18 protein-coding genes are annotated in these 13,530 nt (G+C 60.5%); 16 read left to right on the forward strand and 2 right to left on the reverse strand.

All coding sequences use genetic code 11. The features are described 5' to 3' along the window. Positions 1-64 precede the first annotated feature (64 nt). The gene (locus ACFYO2_RS26450) at positions 65-280 is read right to left on the reverse strand and encodes a DUF397 domain-containing protein (RefSeq protein ID WP_388353812.1); all 216 of its coding nucleotides are present in this window, start codon (positions 278-280) and stop codon (positions 65-67) included. Next, positions 264-1,106 (reverse strand): Scr1 family TA system antitoxin-like transcriptional regulator, encoded by an 843-nt coding sequence (locus ACFYO2_RS26455; RefSeq protein WP_388353815.1) that lies wholly within the window; start codon positions 1,104-1,106, stop codon positions 264-266. The genes ACFYO2_RS26450 and ACFYO2_RS26455 overlap by 17 nt, the downstream gene beginning before the upstream one ends. A gap of 118 nt (positions 1,107-1,224) precedes the next feature. On the opposite strand from ACFYO2_RS26455, the gene ACFYO2_RS26460 reads away from it, so the two are divergent. The 16 genes from ACFYO2_RS26460 to ACFYO2_RS26535 all read left to right on the forward strand — a co-directional run bounded on the left by ACFYO2_RS26460 (position 1,225) and on the right by ACFYO2_RS26535 (position 13,230). Beyond that, positions 1,225-1,485 (forward strand): hypothetical protein, encoded by a 261-nt coding sequence (locus ACFYO2_RS26460; protein WP_388353818.1) that lies wholly within the window; start codon positions 1,225-1,227, stop codon positions 1,483-1,485. Continuing rightward, entirely contained in the window at positions 1,485-1,799 is a 315-nt protein-coding gene (locus tag ACFYO2_RS26465; protein ID WP_388353822.1) for a hypothetical protein, read from the forward strand. Before ACFYO2_RS26460 ends, ACFYO2_RS26465 begins: the two co-directional genes overlap by 1 nt. A 3,145-nt stretch (positions 1,800-4,944) precedes the next feature. Further along, the gene (locus ACFYO2_RS26470) at positions 4,945-5,241 is read left to right on the forward strand and encodes a hypothetical protein (protein ID WP_388353823.1); all 297 of its coding nucleotides are present in this window, start codon (positions 4,945-4,947) and stop codon (positions 5,239-5,241) included. Between the two features lie 94 nt (positions 5,242-5,335). Then, complete coding sequence (locus tag ACFYO2_RS26475; protein WP_388353826.1) at positions 5,336-5,842, forward strand: hypothetical protein; 507 nt, start codon at positions 5,336-5,338, stop codon at positions 5,840-5,842. 2 nt (positions 5,843-5,844) lie between these two features. Continuing rightward, positions 5,845-6,177 (forward strand): hypothetical protein, encoded by a 333-nt coding sequence (locus ACFYO2_RS26480; RefSeq protein WP_388353829.1) that lies wholly within the window; start codon positions 5,845-5,847, stop codon positions 6,175-6,177. Between the two features lie 1,251 nt (positions 6,178-7,428). Next, positions 7,429-7,698, forward strand: a complete 270-nt coding sequence (locus tag ACFYO2_RS26485; protein ID WP_388353832.1) for a hypothetical protein — start codon at positions 7,429-7,431, stop codon at positions 7,696-7,698. After that, positions 7,698-7,982, forward strand: coding sequence for a hypothetical protein (locus ACFYO2_RS26490; protein WP_388353835.1), 285 nt, complete (start codon positions 7,698-7,700; stop codon positions 7,980-7,982). The genes ACFYO2_RS26485 and ACFYO2_RS26490 overlap by 1 nt, the downstream gene beginning before the upstream one ends. Positions 7,983-8,098: 116 nt before the next feature. Beyond that, positions 8,099-8,311: a hypothetical protein gene (locus ACFYO2_RS26495; RefSeq protein ID WP_388353837.1), complete on the forward strand. Its 213-nt coding sequence runs from the start codon at positions 8,099-8,101 to the stop codon at positions 8,309-8,311. A 15-nt stretch (positions 8,312-8,326) separates the two neighbouring features. Continuing rightward, positions 8,327-9,091, forward strand: coding sequence for a hypothetical protein (locus ACFYO2_RS26500; RefSeq protein ID WP_388353840.1), 765 nt, complete (start codon positions 8,327-8,329; stop codon positions 9,089-9,091). A 113-nt stretch (positions 9,092-9,204) separates the two neighbouring features. Then, a complete protein-coding gene (locus ACFYO2_RS26505) occupies positions 9,205-9,447 on the forward strand; it encodes a hypothetical protein (RefSeq protein ID WP_388353842.1) in 243 nt (80 codons plus the stop codon). 243 nt (positions 9,448-9,690) lie between these two features. Then, on the forward strand, positions 9,691-9,999 hold the full coding sequence (locus tag ACFYO2_RS26510; protein WP_388353845.1) for a hypothetical protein: 309 nt from the start codon (positions 9,691-9,693) through the stop codon (positions 9,997-9,999). A 76-nt stretch (positions 10,000-10,075) separates the two neighbouring features. Further along, the gene (locus tag ACFYO2_RS26515; RefSeq protein WP_388353848.1) at positions 10,076-10,438 is read left to right on the forward strand and encodes a hypothetical protein; all 363 of its coding nucleotides are present in this window, start codon (positions 10,076-10,078) and stop codon (positions 10,436-10,438) included. Continuing rightward, complete coding sequence (locus ACFYO2_RS26520) at positions 10,435-10,656, forward strand: hypothetical protein (RefSeq protein ID WP_388353851.1); 222 nt, start codon at positions 10,435-10,437, stop codon at positions 10,654-10,656. Before ACFYO2_RS26515 ends, ACFYO2_RS26520 begins: the two co-directional genes overlap by 4 nt. Before the next feature lie 223 nt (positions 10,657-10,879). After that, the gene (locus ACFYO2_RS26525; RefSeq protein WP_388353854.1) at positions 10,880-11,398 is read left to right on the forward strand and encodes a hypothetical protein; all 519 of its coding nucleotides are present in this window, start codon (positions 10,880-10,882) and stop codon (positions 11,396-11,398) included. A 1-nt stretch (position 11,399) separates the two neighbouring features. Then, on the forward strand, positions 11,400-11,663 hold the full coding sequence (locus ACFYO2_RS26530) for a hypothetical protein (protein ID WP_388353856.1): 264 nt from the start codon (positions 11,400-11,402) through the stop codon (positions 11,661-11,663). A 121-nt stretch (positions 11,664-11,784) separates the two neighbouring features. Continuing rightward, complete coding sequence (locus ACFYO2_RS26535) at positions 11,785-13,230, forward strand: DUF3987 domain-containing protein (protein ID WP_388353859.1); 1,446 nt, start codon at positions 11,785-11,787, stop codon at positions 13,228-13,230. Positions 13,231-13,530 lie beyond the last annotated feature (300 nt).

Raw genomic sequence — 13,530 nt, forward strand, 5'->3', positions numbered from 1 at the left:
GCGAACGAGGGCCCTCCCCGGGATACGTGGGGAGGGCCCTCAGCTCTGAGTGTACGTGATCAGGTCAGACGGTCTGCTGCCTGGCGAAGTCAACGAAGTGATCCCACTGAGAGAGGGGGAAGGTGAGAGTCCCTTGTTCGGGGCTCTTGCTGTCCCGGACAGGGACAAGACCAGAGGTAGCGGCGACGTTGGGGGCCACTTCAAGGCAGTTTCCCCCTCCGTTGCCGCTGTAGCTCGACGCGACCCACCGGGCTCCGGTCAGGTCAGGGGTGGTGCTCATCAGGAAGTGCCTCCATAACGGACCGGATCAGGTCCGCAGACTTGATGGGGGACAGGGCAGAAGCGCTGAGCAGATCGTAGGCCCGAACCTTGGCCAACACCTCTGCCTTTTCTTCCAGCAGTGTCCCCGAACTGATGCTCTCCTCATAGGCTACTTGCTGCCCTGAGTCGAGCGTCCAGAGCGACAGTGACCCACCTGCAAGAGCGTGGCCCCCGTGGGAGAACGGAAGCACCTGGACGAACGAGGTTGGTGTGAGGGCAAGGTCCGCAAGCGCGGCCAACTGTTCCCCCATGACGTGTGGGCCGCCGTAGGGCCGTCGCAAGACAGCCTCATCCAGGATCACCGAGTAGTCCGGCCGTGGCTCCCCCAGTAGAAGCGCCTGACGGCTCAGGCGGAGCGTCCACAGCTCTTCAATCTCGTCCTCACTGGCCTTGGGGTTGTGCGTGCGGAACTGGGCACGCGCGTAGTCCTCGGTCTGGAGCAGGCCAGGAACGATCTGGGGTGTGTACTCCCGGATGATGAGCGCTTGAGCCTCAAGCTCCATCCGACGCCGGAACTTGTCCGGGTGGGCTTCCTTCTTACAGAGCGCGTACAGCTCAGTGAAGATCCCACCCGCCTCGAACAGCTCGTCAAGCTGTGCCGGCAGCTCGGGCGGAGGCATGTACTCAGCCGTCTCGACCCGCGCTAAGTGGCTCTTGCTGATGGTCAGCTTCCCCGCCAGGGCCTCAAGGGTCAGCGACCGATCTTCTCGATACCCCCTGAGCTTCGCCCCGAACAGGTGTCGGGCGCTGAGTTCAGGAGTCAACTCCCTTGATGGCCTTGGCATGTGTGCACTCCCGTTTTCCCAAGATTGAAGTTGGGACAAGAACTGCTAGGGATCGTAGGCGACTGAGGGTGACGATGGGAGTGCACAGGGAGAACGGCCCCTGAGAGAGGTATCCCCCATGCCTGAAGCAGCCAACGAGACCCCCCAAGCCACGACAGTAGAGGCGCGATGGCGGCCCAAGACTGACGAGATCGTCAGGGACGCCGAGAGCGACAAGGTCGGTGTCTACAAGGCGACTTATGACGGAGTCGCCTACCTCCGCCCCGTGGGTGGCGGGTGCGAGTGGCCCACCGATCAGGGGAACCTGCGTAAGGCCACGCAGGAGGAGAAGGTAACCGCTCGGCTCAAGGCGGAGAACCGTAGGAGCAGTGGCTACTGATGACCGTCCGAGCTGTACTGAGGTACGTCACCTACCTCCTCCGGAAGGACGAGACGGCAGAGGACGAGTTCGCAGCTCGTTGTGTCTGGGGAGACGAAACGGAGTGTGGGGCGGAGTCGGGGAACATGCAGACTCCTGAAGAGGTGCACGACTGGCAGGTGAAGCACACAGAGGAGACCCGGCACAACCGGTACCGCCGTGTACGGGCTGACTACCAACTGTGGGTGCCCACCGAGCACGTACCGCCGGCAGAGCGGCACCCCTCCAATCCCCAAGGTCTTGAACCGGCGAAAGTCGACCGGGTGAAGGTGTGACCGGTGACCAGCCGTCCACTGACGACTGGATTTTAGGCCGCTGCTGGCTGTACTGCCTTCGCGTCGACATTCCTGTCAAGTGGATAGGGCCCATACGAATACGCCTTGGCGAGGTTCCCATGTTCGGTTGCGCAGACTGCCGCACCCAACTTGAGGCCTTGGCCGAGCAAGTCATCAGGGAAACGGACCTGCATACCGCCTTGGTGGCTCGATAGACACCCACCCCGCCGGATGACACGTCGATGGTTTCCCCCAATTGTCGAACAGGCCCGGCGGGGTGGGGCTGCACTTCTCTGTCGGTGTCCTTGAATTGGGCGATCCTCAAGGGGGGGACAACGAGTGTCCGACAGAGAGCCCATGAAGTAGCCATGTCGCGGGAAATAACGGCCTCGTCGGCTGCATCCGGTCCGATCCCGGACATGGGCGCAGACTGGCCCCGACCGTTCTCGTCCCCCCGAAGGGCGGTCGGGGTCTCTTCGTACCTGAGAGAGGGAAAATGCCTTTCCGCTGCACTGCCAGGGCGTTCATGCCGCCCACTACGGCTCGGTTGGGGCGAGAGGTCGCCCCCTACCTGGATGACAAGGACGAATATCCAGACGAGGGACCGGAAGAGCCGTATCAGTGCCAGCTAGCGGACACCGAGCACGACTTTCACGCCTGCTTTTACCGGACCATCGCAGCTTCAGACAAAGAGGTCTGGTTCTGTTGGGACGAAGAGACTGATCTCTACTACGTGACCATCCGTGAAATCTGCTGGAGCCAGCGAAGGACAGGCTCTAGCGCGTGTGTGTTGTTCAAAAGCCATCCGGGAGTCTGTGACTGGGGATACGTCGATCCTGATTGGATCGCCCTCTGTGCCAAGTTGGACCAGGCGATATCCCATTACCAAGAACACGGCGTCATGCCGGACTTTAATGACCTGTGAACACACTTTCAGTAGGGGAAATGGAGCAGACCACCGTTTATCGAGACCTTCGGGGTCTCCTAGTCGATCCTTGCCGGAATTGCGGTCGTTGGTCGGGTGCCGGCATCACTTGCTGTGTGCCTTGTTCCAATGGCGGTAAATACCCCCATCAGGCATTGTGCGAGAGAAACGAGCACGAACGCACGAGATACCCCAGAGAATTCCTTGATCCTCGGGATATCTGCCCCAAGTGTGAGAGGTCACTGATCACTGAAGACTGGGTCTTCAGGGATAGTCGATGGCGGTGCAGGAACATCGCCTCTTGCGGGTGGAGAGGCGACAGGCCAAGCACCTGAGCCGGGGTATACCAACCGGCTCCATAGATTACGTACGTGTCCTCTGGCCTCGAACGGGACGAAGAAGCCCTGAAGTGTGAGCCACGGAACAATGATGTTGTTACCTCACCCAAGTGATGCATCATTGCGAGCCCGCTGAGGGGGCCTCGAAGCCGCGGTGCCGGCTGTGGGAGGTCGAGTAAGGGAGCTGGAGCGCGGACCAGCGGATTAGCGCTTGTTCCCTTGTGAATGTTGAAACCCGTACACGATGGAAGGAAGGCGCCCCTGCGGTCCTCGTGAGTTCATTTTCGTTATATTACCCCGTATGTATGCACCACATGGTGTGAGGTAACATTAATAACCTTGTGCGCTTGTGAATGATAATGATGCATAGGCTAAGTGATGCATAGATACGAGCGTCAATAGGAGCGCTATTCGTGCGTGAATTCAGGTGCATTCTTTGTGCGTTTGTGAACACTGCACGCTGCCCCTGGGGGTGCAGTCGAGTGCGCAGCCCTAGGCCAATTGTGTGATGTGGGTCACGGACATAGCTACGTGAATGCGGACACAATAGGCATGGCTCAATGTCCAATATGAGGCATCTATATACCTGGCATGGGTATATATGAAACAACCTTGCATATCACAGACGCATAACATGCCTGCCTGCTATGCCCCTTTATGACTGATGTAAAGGTAAAGGGAATGCAAATAAGTTGCCTGCCGGGTGGTGGGGTATTCTGTCCTAGTTTGGTGTGATTGCCGGCCGGGTGGCTCACCCCTTCTGACCTGCGGTTTTGCGGCACTATGCGTGAGCGCGCGTCTTCATCCCAAGCTCATTCCCAAAGTTGCCTGCCGGGTGGAAATCGGGAAACGTACTCCCTGCAACACCGACCGCGCCGAACCGGAGCGGCCCCGGAGTACCGCCCCAGAAGGGGAGTGCGGAAACGGGGTCAGCAGAGAAGGGGATTCAGGCGCAAGGGGTTAGGGGTTGATGAATGACCAGCCTCGGTGGTGGTCCGGCCGTGAATGCGACGGGTGACACCGAAGAACACGTTCCTTGATAACTGGATAGCGAGTCTGAGTGGCAGTCGTGCTGACTGGTCATTCTCTGAGCGTGAGTATGTGACGCGCTCTCTGAACGGGTCTGTAGGTCTCGTGAGTTAACCGGTACACCGTGGGTGTGCGTCGGGCTCTCACCTGAAACCACAAGCCTTCTGAGAGCGTCTGACGGGGTCTTGCCTGCCGTGGCAAGGGCTAGCGAAAACGCATTGACGGGATGACACAAGAGGCAGGCTGACACGACGACGCGCGTCCTCTCACTCTCCGAGTGAGCATCCATAGGAGCAGGCTGCCAACCTGCGACCGATAACCGGGATTGGTCTTCCGGGATGAATAGACCTACATGCCTAGCAATTGTGGCGTGAGACAAGCTGTGAAAGCCGTTGTGCCGTTCCCACGGAACCAATCAACACAAGCGGAAACAGTGCGGCTGACAAAGCATGAGGGAAGCACGTAACGCACAACTGAGATTGCCTACGGCTCACACACAACGGATTGCGGCAAGCGTGCTAGCGGCACGGTGACTGATACTCGCCCGACCGTCTGAGTGCGTCTCTAAGCGTCCACCGTGAGTGAGTCGGGGGGAGTGTCGGTTAGGCACTTGCAAGGGCCCGTGAGGGCCGTATTGCAGACATGAACGGAGAGAGATGGTCTGCAAATGGAACAACACATGCCCGTGTGAAACGGGAACTGTGCGCGTCCGATTCTGTTGGTGGAAAGACAGGGACGTCGTGCGGGAAGTGACTGTCACTATGCGGCCGGAATTTGCAAGCCGCATCCTGGCACGTCTCAAGGTTACTTCTCCGGATACGACCATGACGTACAACCATTTCTAGGGGGAGTAATGGCAGTAACCGCTGAAACCACGTCCGCTAACCGTGAGCGCGGGCTCATCCCGGTTGGTAGCTACTCGTTTCACCGCGAGTACGCCAATCACGATGTGTTTGAGGTGAGCGTCACGGATGCGGCAGGCACGTTCCGCTATGAGGTCCGGGCATGGGGAAACATGATCCGTAGCGTAGAGGCATTCACCAGCAGCATTGCGCATGTGGGTATCTGTCAGCGTGCAAAGGTGGATATCTACCGCACGGGCTATGCCCTGGTGAACGGCTACAACGTGCGAGTCACCCCGCTTTCGTAGGGGAGTCGGGTACACAGTGGATTTAGGGATACGTCTCCTGTGTGCCCTCTCACCCATTACGAATAGACGTAATGGAGCAAGGGGAGGAAACGCAATGAAGGTTATTGAGTGGCACTACGAGTTTGGTCGGGGCATGGGCTTTCAGCTCGTCCAGGGTCACATCCAGCTCAATGTGATTTGGGAATACGGGAAGGATGTCATCCGCGTACAGCGGACTGAGGGTGACACGCCCTTTGAGGACGTGCGCACGTTCCCGATTCCGTCCGACTACCGGGGTAAGTCTCGGCTGGACATTGCTGAGGGCATGCGGGATCACATGAAAACCGTGTGCCGGATCATGTGGCGTAAGGAATACGGCCAGGACGGGGTGACCGAATTCGACCGTGAATGGAAGCTCCTGGCGTTCCCCAAGGGAAGCAAGGTGCAGGAAGACACCGGTTTCAGTGGTCGCCTCTTGGGTGTCGTCGTCGGCCACGTGCGGTGCGGATCCGTGCGTGAAATCGAGATGCGCGTTACGTCGCGCAGGAATCCCCACTACAGGTGCGGGGAGATCATCCGCGTAGAGGTTACGAACCCCTGGCTTAAGTCTCGGGAGGTCTGAGCATGTCTCGACACCCGCGCATCGTCCTGGAAAGCACGTTGTCCCGTGAGCCTGAGGTGTTGTTCTACATGCTCAGGGGCGGCGTCCTCATCTCAGACGACGACCGGTATTTCTCGCGTGAAAGGGCTATCGCTGAGGTCGAGCGACGCAACGTCACAGACCCCGGACACACGTGCGTAGGTATTCCGTCCCGACTTACGGCATGCGAGGGGTGCGAGAACCATTTGGTGGACGTCATCTTTGATGCCGACGCGCGGCATCTGACGAACATCACATGGAAGCTCTGCGCGCGCCACGAGGAAGACTCCTACGCCTGCTATTCGGCCGAATACTGAGAGGGAAACAATGTCAAACAGAGTAGGCGTGCACTACAGCAGCTATGCAGCGGCGCAAGGGGTTAAGTGCATCCCCTTCTGTACGGAGGCAGTCACGCACTGGGCATGTGTTGAGGTCCGAGGAGACAAGCACCACCACTGTCAGGCTCGGTGCGAGACACACCGAAAGTCTGGCGAGTCCGGCACCACATATCGGCCTGTCAAGTAGGGGGAGCAATGTACGTAGCTCACATGGGCCCGTCGTGGCACCAGCGATTCAGGCAGCGCGCGGACGCCGTGGCGTACGCAGCTCGGTACGGGCTCGGTCCGTCATTCGTAGAACTGAACATGAGTAAGACCCGTTACCGGGCTCGTCCGGTAGTGGAGGCAAAGGGACTGACCCGGTTGCGCATTATGGGCAGCGGTTCGTAGTCGGCAGTTATGGCACACGGGTTTAGGGATACGTCCGTGTGCCTCACTGTTCACTGCGCCACAAAGGGCCCGGTAGACAAGTGGAGGGATCGTTATGTGTGAGGCAACGCGCACTAATGGGGACGGGTGCCCTAACCCAAGCAAGTTCATCGTTAACGGGCTTTTGCGAGCTGCGCAGTCCGCCGTATGCGGAGTGCACTTGCCTGGCACGGTTCGCCGATTGGCGACGTTCGATGATGCACGCTACTCGCACTCTGGGCGGCATGCGGGGACCGTGTTCCTGATTAAGCAGGGAGAGGCGTAATGACCGCATGGCTGGAGGCGGGCCGTAAGGCTGCCTCATACCTCGGCACGTCCGTTCCTGCGCAGTACCTGAAGCGGGGGGACATCATCACAGGCTTTCACCTGGAGCCTGTAGCGGTTGTGGAGGGTCCGGCCGTCCCACACCCGACCCATGAGGGTTGGTGGGTTCTCCGGACGTCTAACCACTACGGCGTAACCTCCAATGTCCTCACGGACGGGGAATGCAGGCGCGTCGGACGCGTTCCCCTGCGGAACACGGACCGCGACGCGTACGCGTCCCTGCTCGGTACCTGGGTGACCCCGTGTGGCTGCGTGCTCAACAAGGGCGAGCACTGCGAGGAATGCGGCCCGTACAACGGCGCGTCCCCCCTCTGCATGAACACGTGGCAGCGACGCCGATGAGTTGTGATCACGCGGAGTAGCTCCCGCCGGCACAACGTGACCGGACCAGTAGGACAGTTGGGCACGGAGGTTTAGGGATACGTCTCCGTGCCCTTCTCATGCCCGCTCGCAGGAGCGGAGAGAAGGGAACACGAAATGCAGGATTGGGAAACGGGCAAGTTCGTCATGACCAAGGTCGTGCGCCGTACGGCGTTCATCCTGGGCAAGTCGTCGCATCTGCGTGAGCAGCACGTTGCGCAGATGGCTAACGGGGACGTCCGCGTAATCTCCGTGCGGAATCCGGAACTGTACGACCGGACGGTGACGAGTCAGCGGCTTTGCAGCTCTTATGAGACTGCGGTGGGACTCGTAAGGGTCGTGGAAGCGTCGTACATCACTCAGGAACTCCCGGAGGTGAACGCGTAATGCGTATCCGACTCGTCATGGTCGCGCTCGCGGTTGTCTCCATTCTCGCGGGTGCAGTCAAGGCAGAGGCTCACACGGGCCACCACACTCCCCACATGTCCTACCGGGCCCGTGTGCTGGCCGGAACGGTCACCTATCGGCCCTGTGTCGTGCTGCGGCAGACCAGGGAGGGCCGTACGTGGTTCGTGGACATGGTCAGTGACACGTACGACGACGGAAAGCGTCGCACGGTCGCTCAGCAGATCAGCTATGTGCGTGAGGGCTGCCGAGAGATGACCCGCTAGCGATTGACCGTAGAGGGCATGGAAAGGTCACCCGGAATTCCGGGCGGAGATCATCCATGCCCTACTCGGCCAGTCTCTAGAGACAAGCTCAGAGGCTCGGGAAGAAAGGTGAACGAATGGCAGGAAGAGCGCTGTTCACCATCGAGACAATCCGCGCGACTAAGCGCGGGCTGTACGCGCTCCAGTCGCTTGAAATCACGTTCCTTGACGGAGACGTGATCCTCACGGGACGAGTGGTTGGCATCGGTAGCCGGATTTCCGCACGTACGGACATGCGGTTGCACGAGGACATTCACGTAAACCGCGTGCTGTCCGTGGAAGTCATCTAAGAAGGGGGCACACCTATGCCGGAATGGCAGCAGGGTGGGTATGACGGAGTCTTCTACCTGGGTAAGCAGGGGACCGAGGAATACGGCGGTTACGTCGTCAAGGTCGACAGTGAGCCGAACCCTGAGAAATGGTTCGCCTACGAGTACGACACGGACAAGCGCACTACCGTGTGGGTCGGGTGGGCGCCCACTCGGGAGGCCGCACAGACGGCCGTAAAGGGTGAGTTCCGGTGCGAGGTGTGGCGTAGCAAGGAACAGGGGCACTGCCCATTCCCTGGTGCGGTCGTCCGCAGCAAGGAATACCGGGGTGAGTTGCTGCGAATGGTTCTGTGTGGTGAGCACTCGGCAGTTATGGACGGGTGGGAGACGCACCGAATCGAGGAATTCCGGGCCAGATACGGGCTGCTGCCCGATGTGGCTGTTTACGGGGAGCGTGCTGTTCCTCTGCTGGATCACCCGACCATTCGGGAATGCGTCTTGGACGCAACCACCATGACTGAGCGGAACATGTGGATTGCGCTTAACCGCGTGGTCCGTCCGCTGGCCGAACTCCAGCGCTCGCGTGCCCACTACGCACGCTTTCCACTCGACCTGAACAAGCGCCCGTGCATCGATGCACGGGCGGGGTGGAAGCGGACGCAAGAGCAGGCACAGGGCATGTACGCGGTCTACATGCGCGAGGACCACGGGCAGGAAAACGCCACTCTCCCGAATGAGCTGCTGCGGCTCATCGAGCGTGAGGCCGCCGAATACCTCAAGAACAAGAAGGGCGGTAAGTGAGAATGCGTCGCCAGTCTCAGGCAATCGCAATGACGCTTCGCTGGCTCTTGTACGTCAGTGAGCCGGGGGCTAAGTACAAGACGTACCCGAACGGTCCGGGCTCCCGTCCGGTCTTGGTGACCTACACCGAGCAGGAACGGGCGGAGTGGGGCCAGGAGCGGGACCGGGTGTTGGCCGAATGGGAGAGCACCGATTCGGACGGTTTCCACTCCTGGAAGGTGGCAACGGCGGCCATGCGCGGGGGTGACGACTCGGCCCTTTCTAAAGGCTGGTCGGCCCTGATGCTGGCCGAGGACGGAATGCGCATCGTGGACCCGTGCGCGCATTGCCAGGAATGCCGCTCTAACGGTCGCTAGACGCTGAGCTTGGGGCACGGAGGAATAGGGATACGTCTCCGTGCCCTTTGCTTTGTCTCTAAGGAAGGGAACAAACATGGTGCACATGACCTGTGGAGCGTGTGGCGGATTGGTACTCGTCACCGTAAAGCAATGGAGGGAAGAGAACACGGTTCCCTGTCCGGGCTGCCCCGATGGGGGCGTTGACCTGGTGCATGCACGACGTCACGCGGACGACATCTAACCGAGAAAGGAACGCACGCAATGACTGAGCAGACCCCCGAACTCCCCGAGCTTGACCCCGTACTGAAGACGGGACTCAATGACCGAAACGTCAAGAGTGCGACTAAGGCACTCGCCCGTATTCACGAACTGGGCTGGGAGCCGCTCGCGCCCTACCCCGGAAGTGACACGCACTGGAAGGTGCGTTGCCTCCTGGGATGCCAGGAGGAAGGCAACTGGGAAGGCGTCATGTTCTACAGCCACATGCGCCGTGCACGGCGTCACAAGCGGTGCCTTTCCAAGGACCTTCAGGCACTGGCCATTGAGGCTCTGAACAACTCCCGCAAGTAGTCGGGTGAGCTTGGGACGCGGTGAGTCGGGATACCTTCCCGCGTCCCTTACTCGGTCGATTCGAGAGGGGAAACACATGCAGGTAACCGAGGCCACTGCCACTCATGCGGCAGTCGGCATCATGTCGGAACCCCTGGACTTGCGCGTATCCATCTATTGGCGCGCGGGAGAACAGGGATTCCGAATCGTCCTCAAGAACGAGGGCATGACCGAGGAATACGGTGCATGGGATGCCCAGACGGCAGAACCGATGCGCGGGGAGACCTTGCCGGATCACGAGCTAGACCGCTTGGTGTGGTCGTGCCTCAGCCCTTACCGCGTGGTCGGTAGCGGGTGGGTCGTTGACCCGATTTCATGCGCAGCCCACTTCTCCACCGAATGGGGATGGGACTGGACCACCGAGCGTTTCGCTCAGCCCGTACACAAGGAGGATTCATGAGAAAGGCAGAGTTCAAACCGGGTGATCGTGTCTCGCACTTCCGCGAGCCCGGAAACGTGGGCAGGGTCGTGAGCCTGGAGAAGCGCGGCGTGTGGCCGTGCCGACGCTGGGTCTATTGGGTTCGGTGGCGCGACGCGTACGGGCCCGTCCCGCTGTCCTACGGGCTGTGGCCCATGCACCAGACCGACGCTCAGCAAATCCGCGGTGAGGCCGCGTGAGTGCGTCGAACCGTTGGGGTGTGGACGTGGCGCACGCTCGCGCTCGGGCTAGGGCCTCCGCCGGCACCTCGGACCCGTGCGCCCGGATGCGGTCCTTCCTCGACCTCTGCGGGGAGTTGGGCGAGACCGCCAATGTGTACGCCTGCCCGTTGGTGGCCGCTCGCGCCCTGGTGGGCGAGGCCGCTCGGGCTTTCGTGAGCGAGCTGAGAAAGGCGCGTGTGTAGTGGATTTCGAAACGCTGGCACAGCTCAGTGGCAATGCGACTCACCGAGTCGTCTATCAGGTGGAGTACGCCAAAGACGATTCGGATAAGTGGGAGTTCGTTCCTGTCTCGCAGCACTCGGTCACGCTGGGACTCTGGATTGGCCAGAACAGGGCTGCGTGTGAAGCGGCCGAGTCCCAAGCTCGGGCATCCCTCGAAAAGATCCAGAGCGAGCACAGGTTTACGCGCATCGTCACGTACTCCGCCCACGTGATGGAAGAGCGGGAGTGTGCACCGGTCAAGATTTACGTTGACGAGTTCGAGCCGGGTAAGGCTCTCGTCACCCTGCCGAACGGCGGTGCCCGAATTGGGCGGCAGGGCAGCACCTTTTGGGTCGACTGTACGGAGTGGGACGAGTCTGACGTGTCCCCCCTTCCGCGTAAGGGAGGGTTCCCCTCTCAGGTGGAAGCCGCTACTTGGATGGCCAGGGAGATGGGTCACAAGGGCTTGCTTGATATCCGGGAAGAGAAGGAGTTCTGACGTGAGTAAGGCATTCGAGTTCCTGAACAACCAGGAAGGCGTCATTCGTGCAGCGCTCGGAAAGTACGAGCGCGACATGAGGGAGGCGGAAAAGGAGGCACGGGAGGCGTACCAAGCGGGACAGGCGGACCCGCAGGTAAAGGCTGCTCAGGATGCCTCCGTGATCGCGAATCGCGGCTACTTGCACGCGGCCAACATGTTCAGGGAGAGCGCGGAGAGCGCTGTTACTGCCCTTGAGGAAATGATGGACGTCCTCTTGGACTAATAGCCCAAAAGGCAACTGAGCTGCTTTGGTGAGGGCCGGAAGGGATACGTCCGGCCTTATCCATGGACGCTCACACGCTCAAGTGTGGACGTGCAACCCAACCGCAGTTGAAGGGAAGGACATGGACGAAAAGGCTCGTTACGAGCCCATGGCCTACGGGCCTATTGGTGCAGCCGTCAAGGCTGCCATGCCGTACACCGAGGCGGACCCCGTAGGGGTGCATGCGGCAGTCCTGGCGCTGTTCTCCGCTGCCCTTAACGGCAGCGTGTTGCAGCCCAACGGACGGCCCGCTGTGGTCTGGACGGCTCTTGCTGGTCGCTCGCGAGTGGGGCGTAAGGGATACGCGCTCTCAACCGCTGAGGCGATCGTGCGGGACGCCATCGGGGATTTCCTTGCGCTCCGCCGGCAGGGTGGCATTTCGTCGGGCGCGTCTCTGGTGCAGACCCTTTACGAGACCGAACAGGACTCGCTTACGTCTGAAGGGGGCATGGACGGACGAACGCTCATCGTGGATGAGGAGTGGTCAACCACTCTGAAACTCACGAACCGTGATGCCAAGTATTCGGGTGTGCTCCGGACAGCTTGGGACGGAAAGCGCGTTTCCAACGTCACGAAAAAGGACGGAAAGCGGGTTGAGGTCACCGTTGACACTCCCGCCCTCGGATTTCACGTGCACATCCAGCCTGCCGCTTGGGCTAAGTACATCAGTCTGACGGAGGCACAGGGAGGCTCGTTCAACCGCATTCTTCCGGTCATGGTCGAGCGGTCTAAGCTTCTCCGGACGGCCAAGAACCGACGCAACCCCCTTAACGAGATCAAGGTGAGCACCTCCATGCGTCTCGCCTATGAGTGGGCGCGTAAGGAGGTGCGGGAAATGGAGTTGAGCGACGCTGCGGCGGAACGCTACGACGACATCAGAGCCGAGTATGAAGACGTCATGGACGAACTTCCCGAGGACGTCTCATGCTTCATCGAGCGGGCTGACGAACAGGTCATGAGGGTTGCGTGTGTGCTGACTGCGGCCGAGCGAAAGACCTTGATCAGTGTCAAGGCCCTTGAGGCCGCTCGGGCGTTCGTTGAGTTCTCCATTGCATCGGTCAAGCAGCTCATCTCTCAGAGCAACGTGCAAAAGGCTCGTACGATTCTGCCTTTGGACATGAAGATTCGGGAGAAGCTGACCCTGCACAACGGTGAGATGACCTCCACACAGCTCTACCGGGCTCTCAGCTCCCGCTACACGGCAGGACAGATCATCGATGCCGTGGACGAGATGCCCGACGTCGAGGCGGAAGAGGTCAAGTCCAAGCGTCCGGGACTCAATCCGACGGTCTTCCGGCTGGTGGATGTTCCCGCCGAGCCAGAGCCCGAGCCCAAGCCTGTCAAGGCTCCCGTCAAGCGTGCGCCTGCCCGCAAGGCACCCGCCAAGAAGGCTGCGGCTCCCGCGAAGAAGGCCACCGCGGGCTCTCCGCCGGCAACTCGCAAGGTGGTGAAGAAGGCAGCAACGGCAAAGAAGGCTGCCCCGAGGAAGGCACCGGCCCGTAAGCGGGTCGAGGTGGCAGCCTCATGAGTCACCGCGTACGACTCCACCCGGAAGGGCGCTTCCAGTGCACCAGTTGCCGTGCCGCGTTCGCCACGGAGGAAGGCGCCCGAGCATCAAAGTTCGAGTGCCCCAGGGAACCCCTGGCCCACGGCCACCAGTACGAGAGAGAGCACGTGCTCTACCCCTTCTCGTACGACAGGGGCGACGGATACGGCCCTGATCGGCTGTGCGATGTCATTGACTGCCCGCTCTGCGTCGGTCACTCGTGTGACTGTGACGTGTGCACCGATCAGTTGGAAGTGCCTTCTCTGAAGGTGCTGAACGACA

The organism is Streptomyces sp. NPDC006602, from assembly GCF_042870385.1.
Lineage (GTDB): Bacteria > Actinomycetota > Actinomycetes > Streptomycetales > Streptomycetaceae > Streptomyces.

Bases quoted from the DNA above. Each gene is read 5' to 3' on its own strand.
- ACFYO2_RS26470 (WP_388353823.1), top strand. From the start codon at position 4,945: ATGGCAGTAACCGCTGAAACCACGTCCGCTAACCGTGAGCGCGGGCTC.
- ACFYO2_RS26485 (WP_388353832.1), top strand. From the start codon at position 7,429: ATGCAGGATTGGGAAACGGGCAAGTTCGTCATGACCAAGGTCGTGCGC.
- ACFYO2_RS26460 (WP_388353818.1), top strand. From the start codon at position 1,225: ATGCCTGAAGCAGCCAACGAGACCCCCCAAGCCACGACAGTAGAGGCG.
- ACFYO2_RS26515 (WP_388353848.1), top strand. From the start codon at position 10,076: ATGCAGGTAACCGAGGCCACTGCCACTCATGCGGCAGTCGGCATCATG.
- ACFYO2_RS26465 (WP_388353822.1), top strand. From the start codon at position 1,485: ATGACCGTCCGAGCTGTACTGAGGTACGTCACCTACCTCCTCCGGAAG.
- ACFYO2_RS26450 (WP_388353812.1), bottom strand. From the start codon at position 280: ATGAGCACCACCCCTGACCTGACCGGAGCCCGGTGGGTCGCGTCGAGC.
- ACFYO2_RS26495 (WP_388353837.1), top strand. From the start codon at position 8,099: ATGGCAGGAAGAGCGCTGTTCACCATCGAGACAATCCGCGCGACTAAG.
- ACFYO2_RS26480 (WP_388353829.1), top strand. From the start codon at position 5,845: ATGTCTCGACACCCGCGCATCGTCCTGGAAAGCACGTTGTCCCGTGAG.
- ACFYO2_RS26490 (WP_388353835.1), top strand. From the start codon at position 7,698: ATGCGTATCCGACTCGTCATGGTCGCGCTCGCGGTTGTCTCCATTCTC.
- ACFYO2_RS26500 (WP_388353840.1), top strand. From the start codon at position 8,327: ATGCCGGAATGGCAGCAGGGTGGGTATGACGGAGTCTTCTACCTGGGT.
- ACFYO2_RS26520 (WP_388353851.1), top strand. From the start codon at position 10,435: ATGAGAAAGGCAGAGTTCAAACCGGGTGATCGTGTCTCGCACTTCCGC.
- ACFYO2_RS26510 (WP_388353845.1), top strand. From the start codon at position 9,691: ATGACTGAGCAGACCCCCGAACTCCCCGAGCTTGACCCCGTACTGAAG.
- ACFYO2_RS26475 (WP_388353826.1), top strand. From the start codon at position 5,336: ATGAAGGTTATTGAGTGGCACTACGAGTTTGGTCGGGGCATGGGCTTT.
- ACFYO2_RS26535 (WP_388353859.1), top strand. From the start codon at position 11,785: ATGGACGAAAAGGCTCGTTACGAGCCCATGGCCTACGGGCCTATTGGT.
- ACFYO2_RS26455 (WP_388353815.1), bottom strand. From the start codon at position 1,106: ATGCCAAGGCCATCAAGGGAGTTGACTCCTGAACTCAGCGCCCGACAC.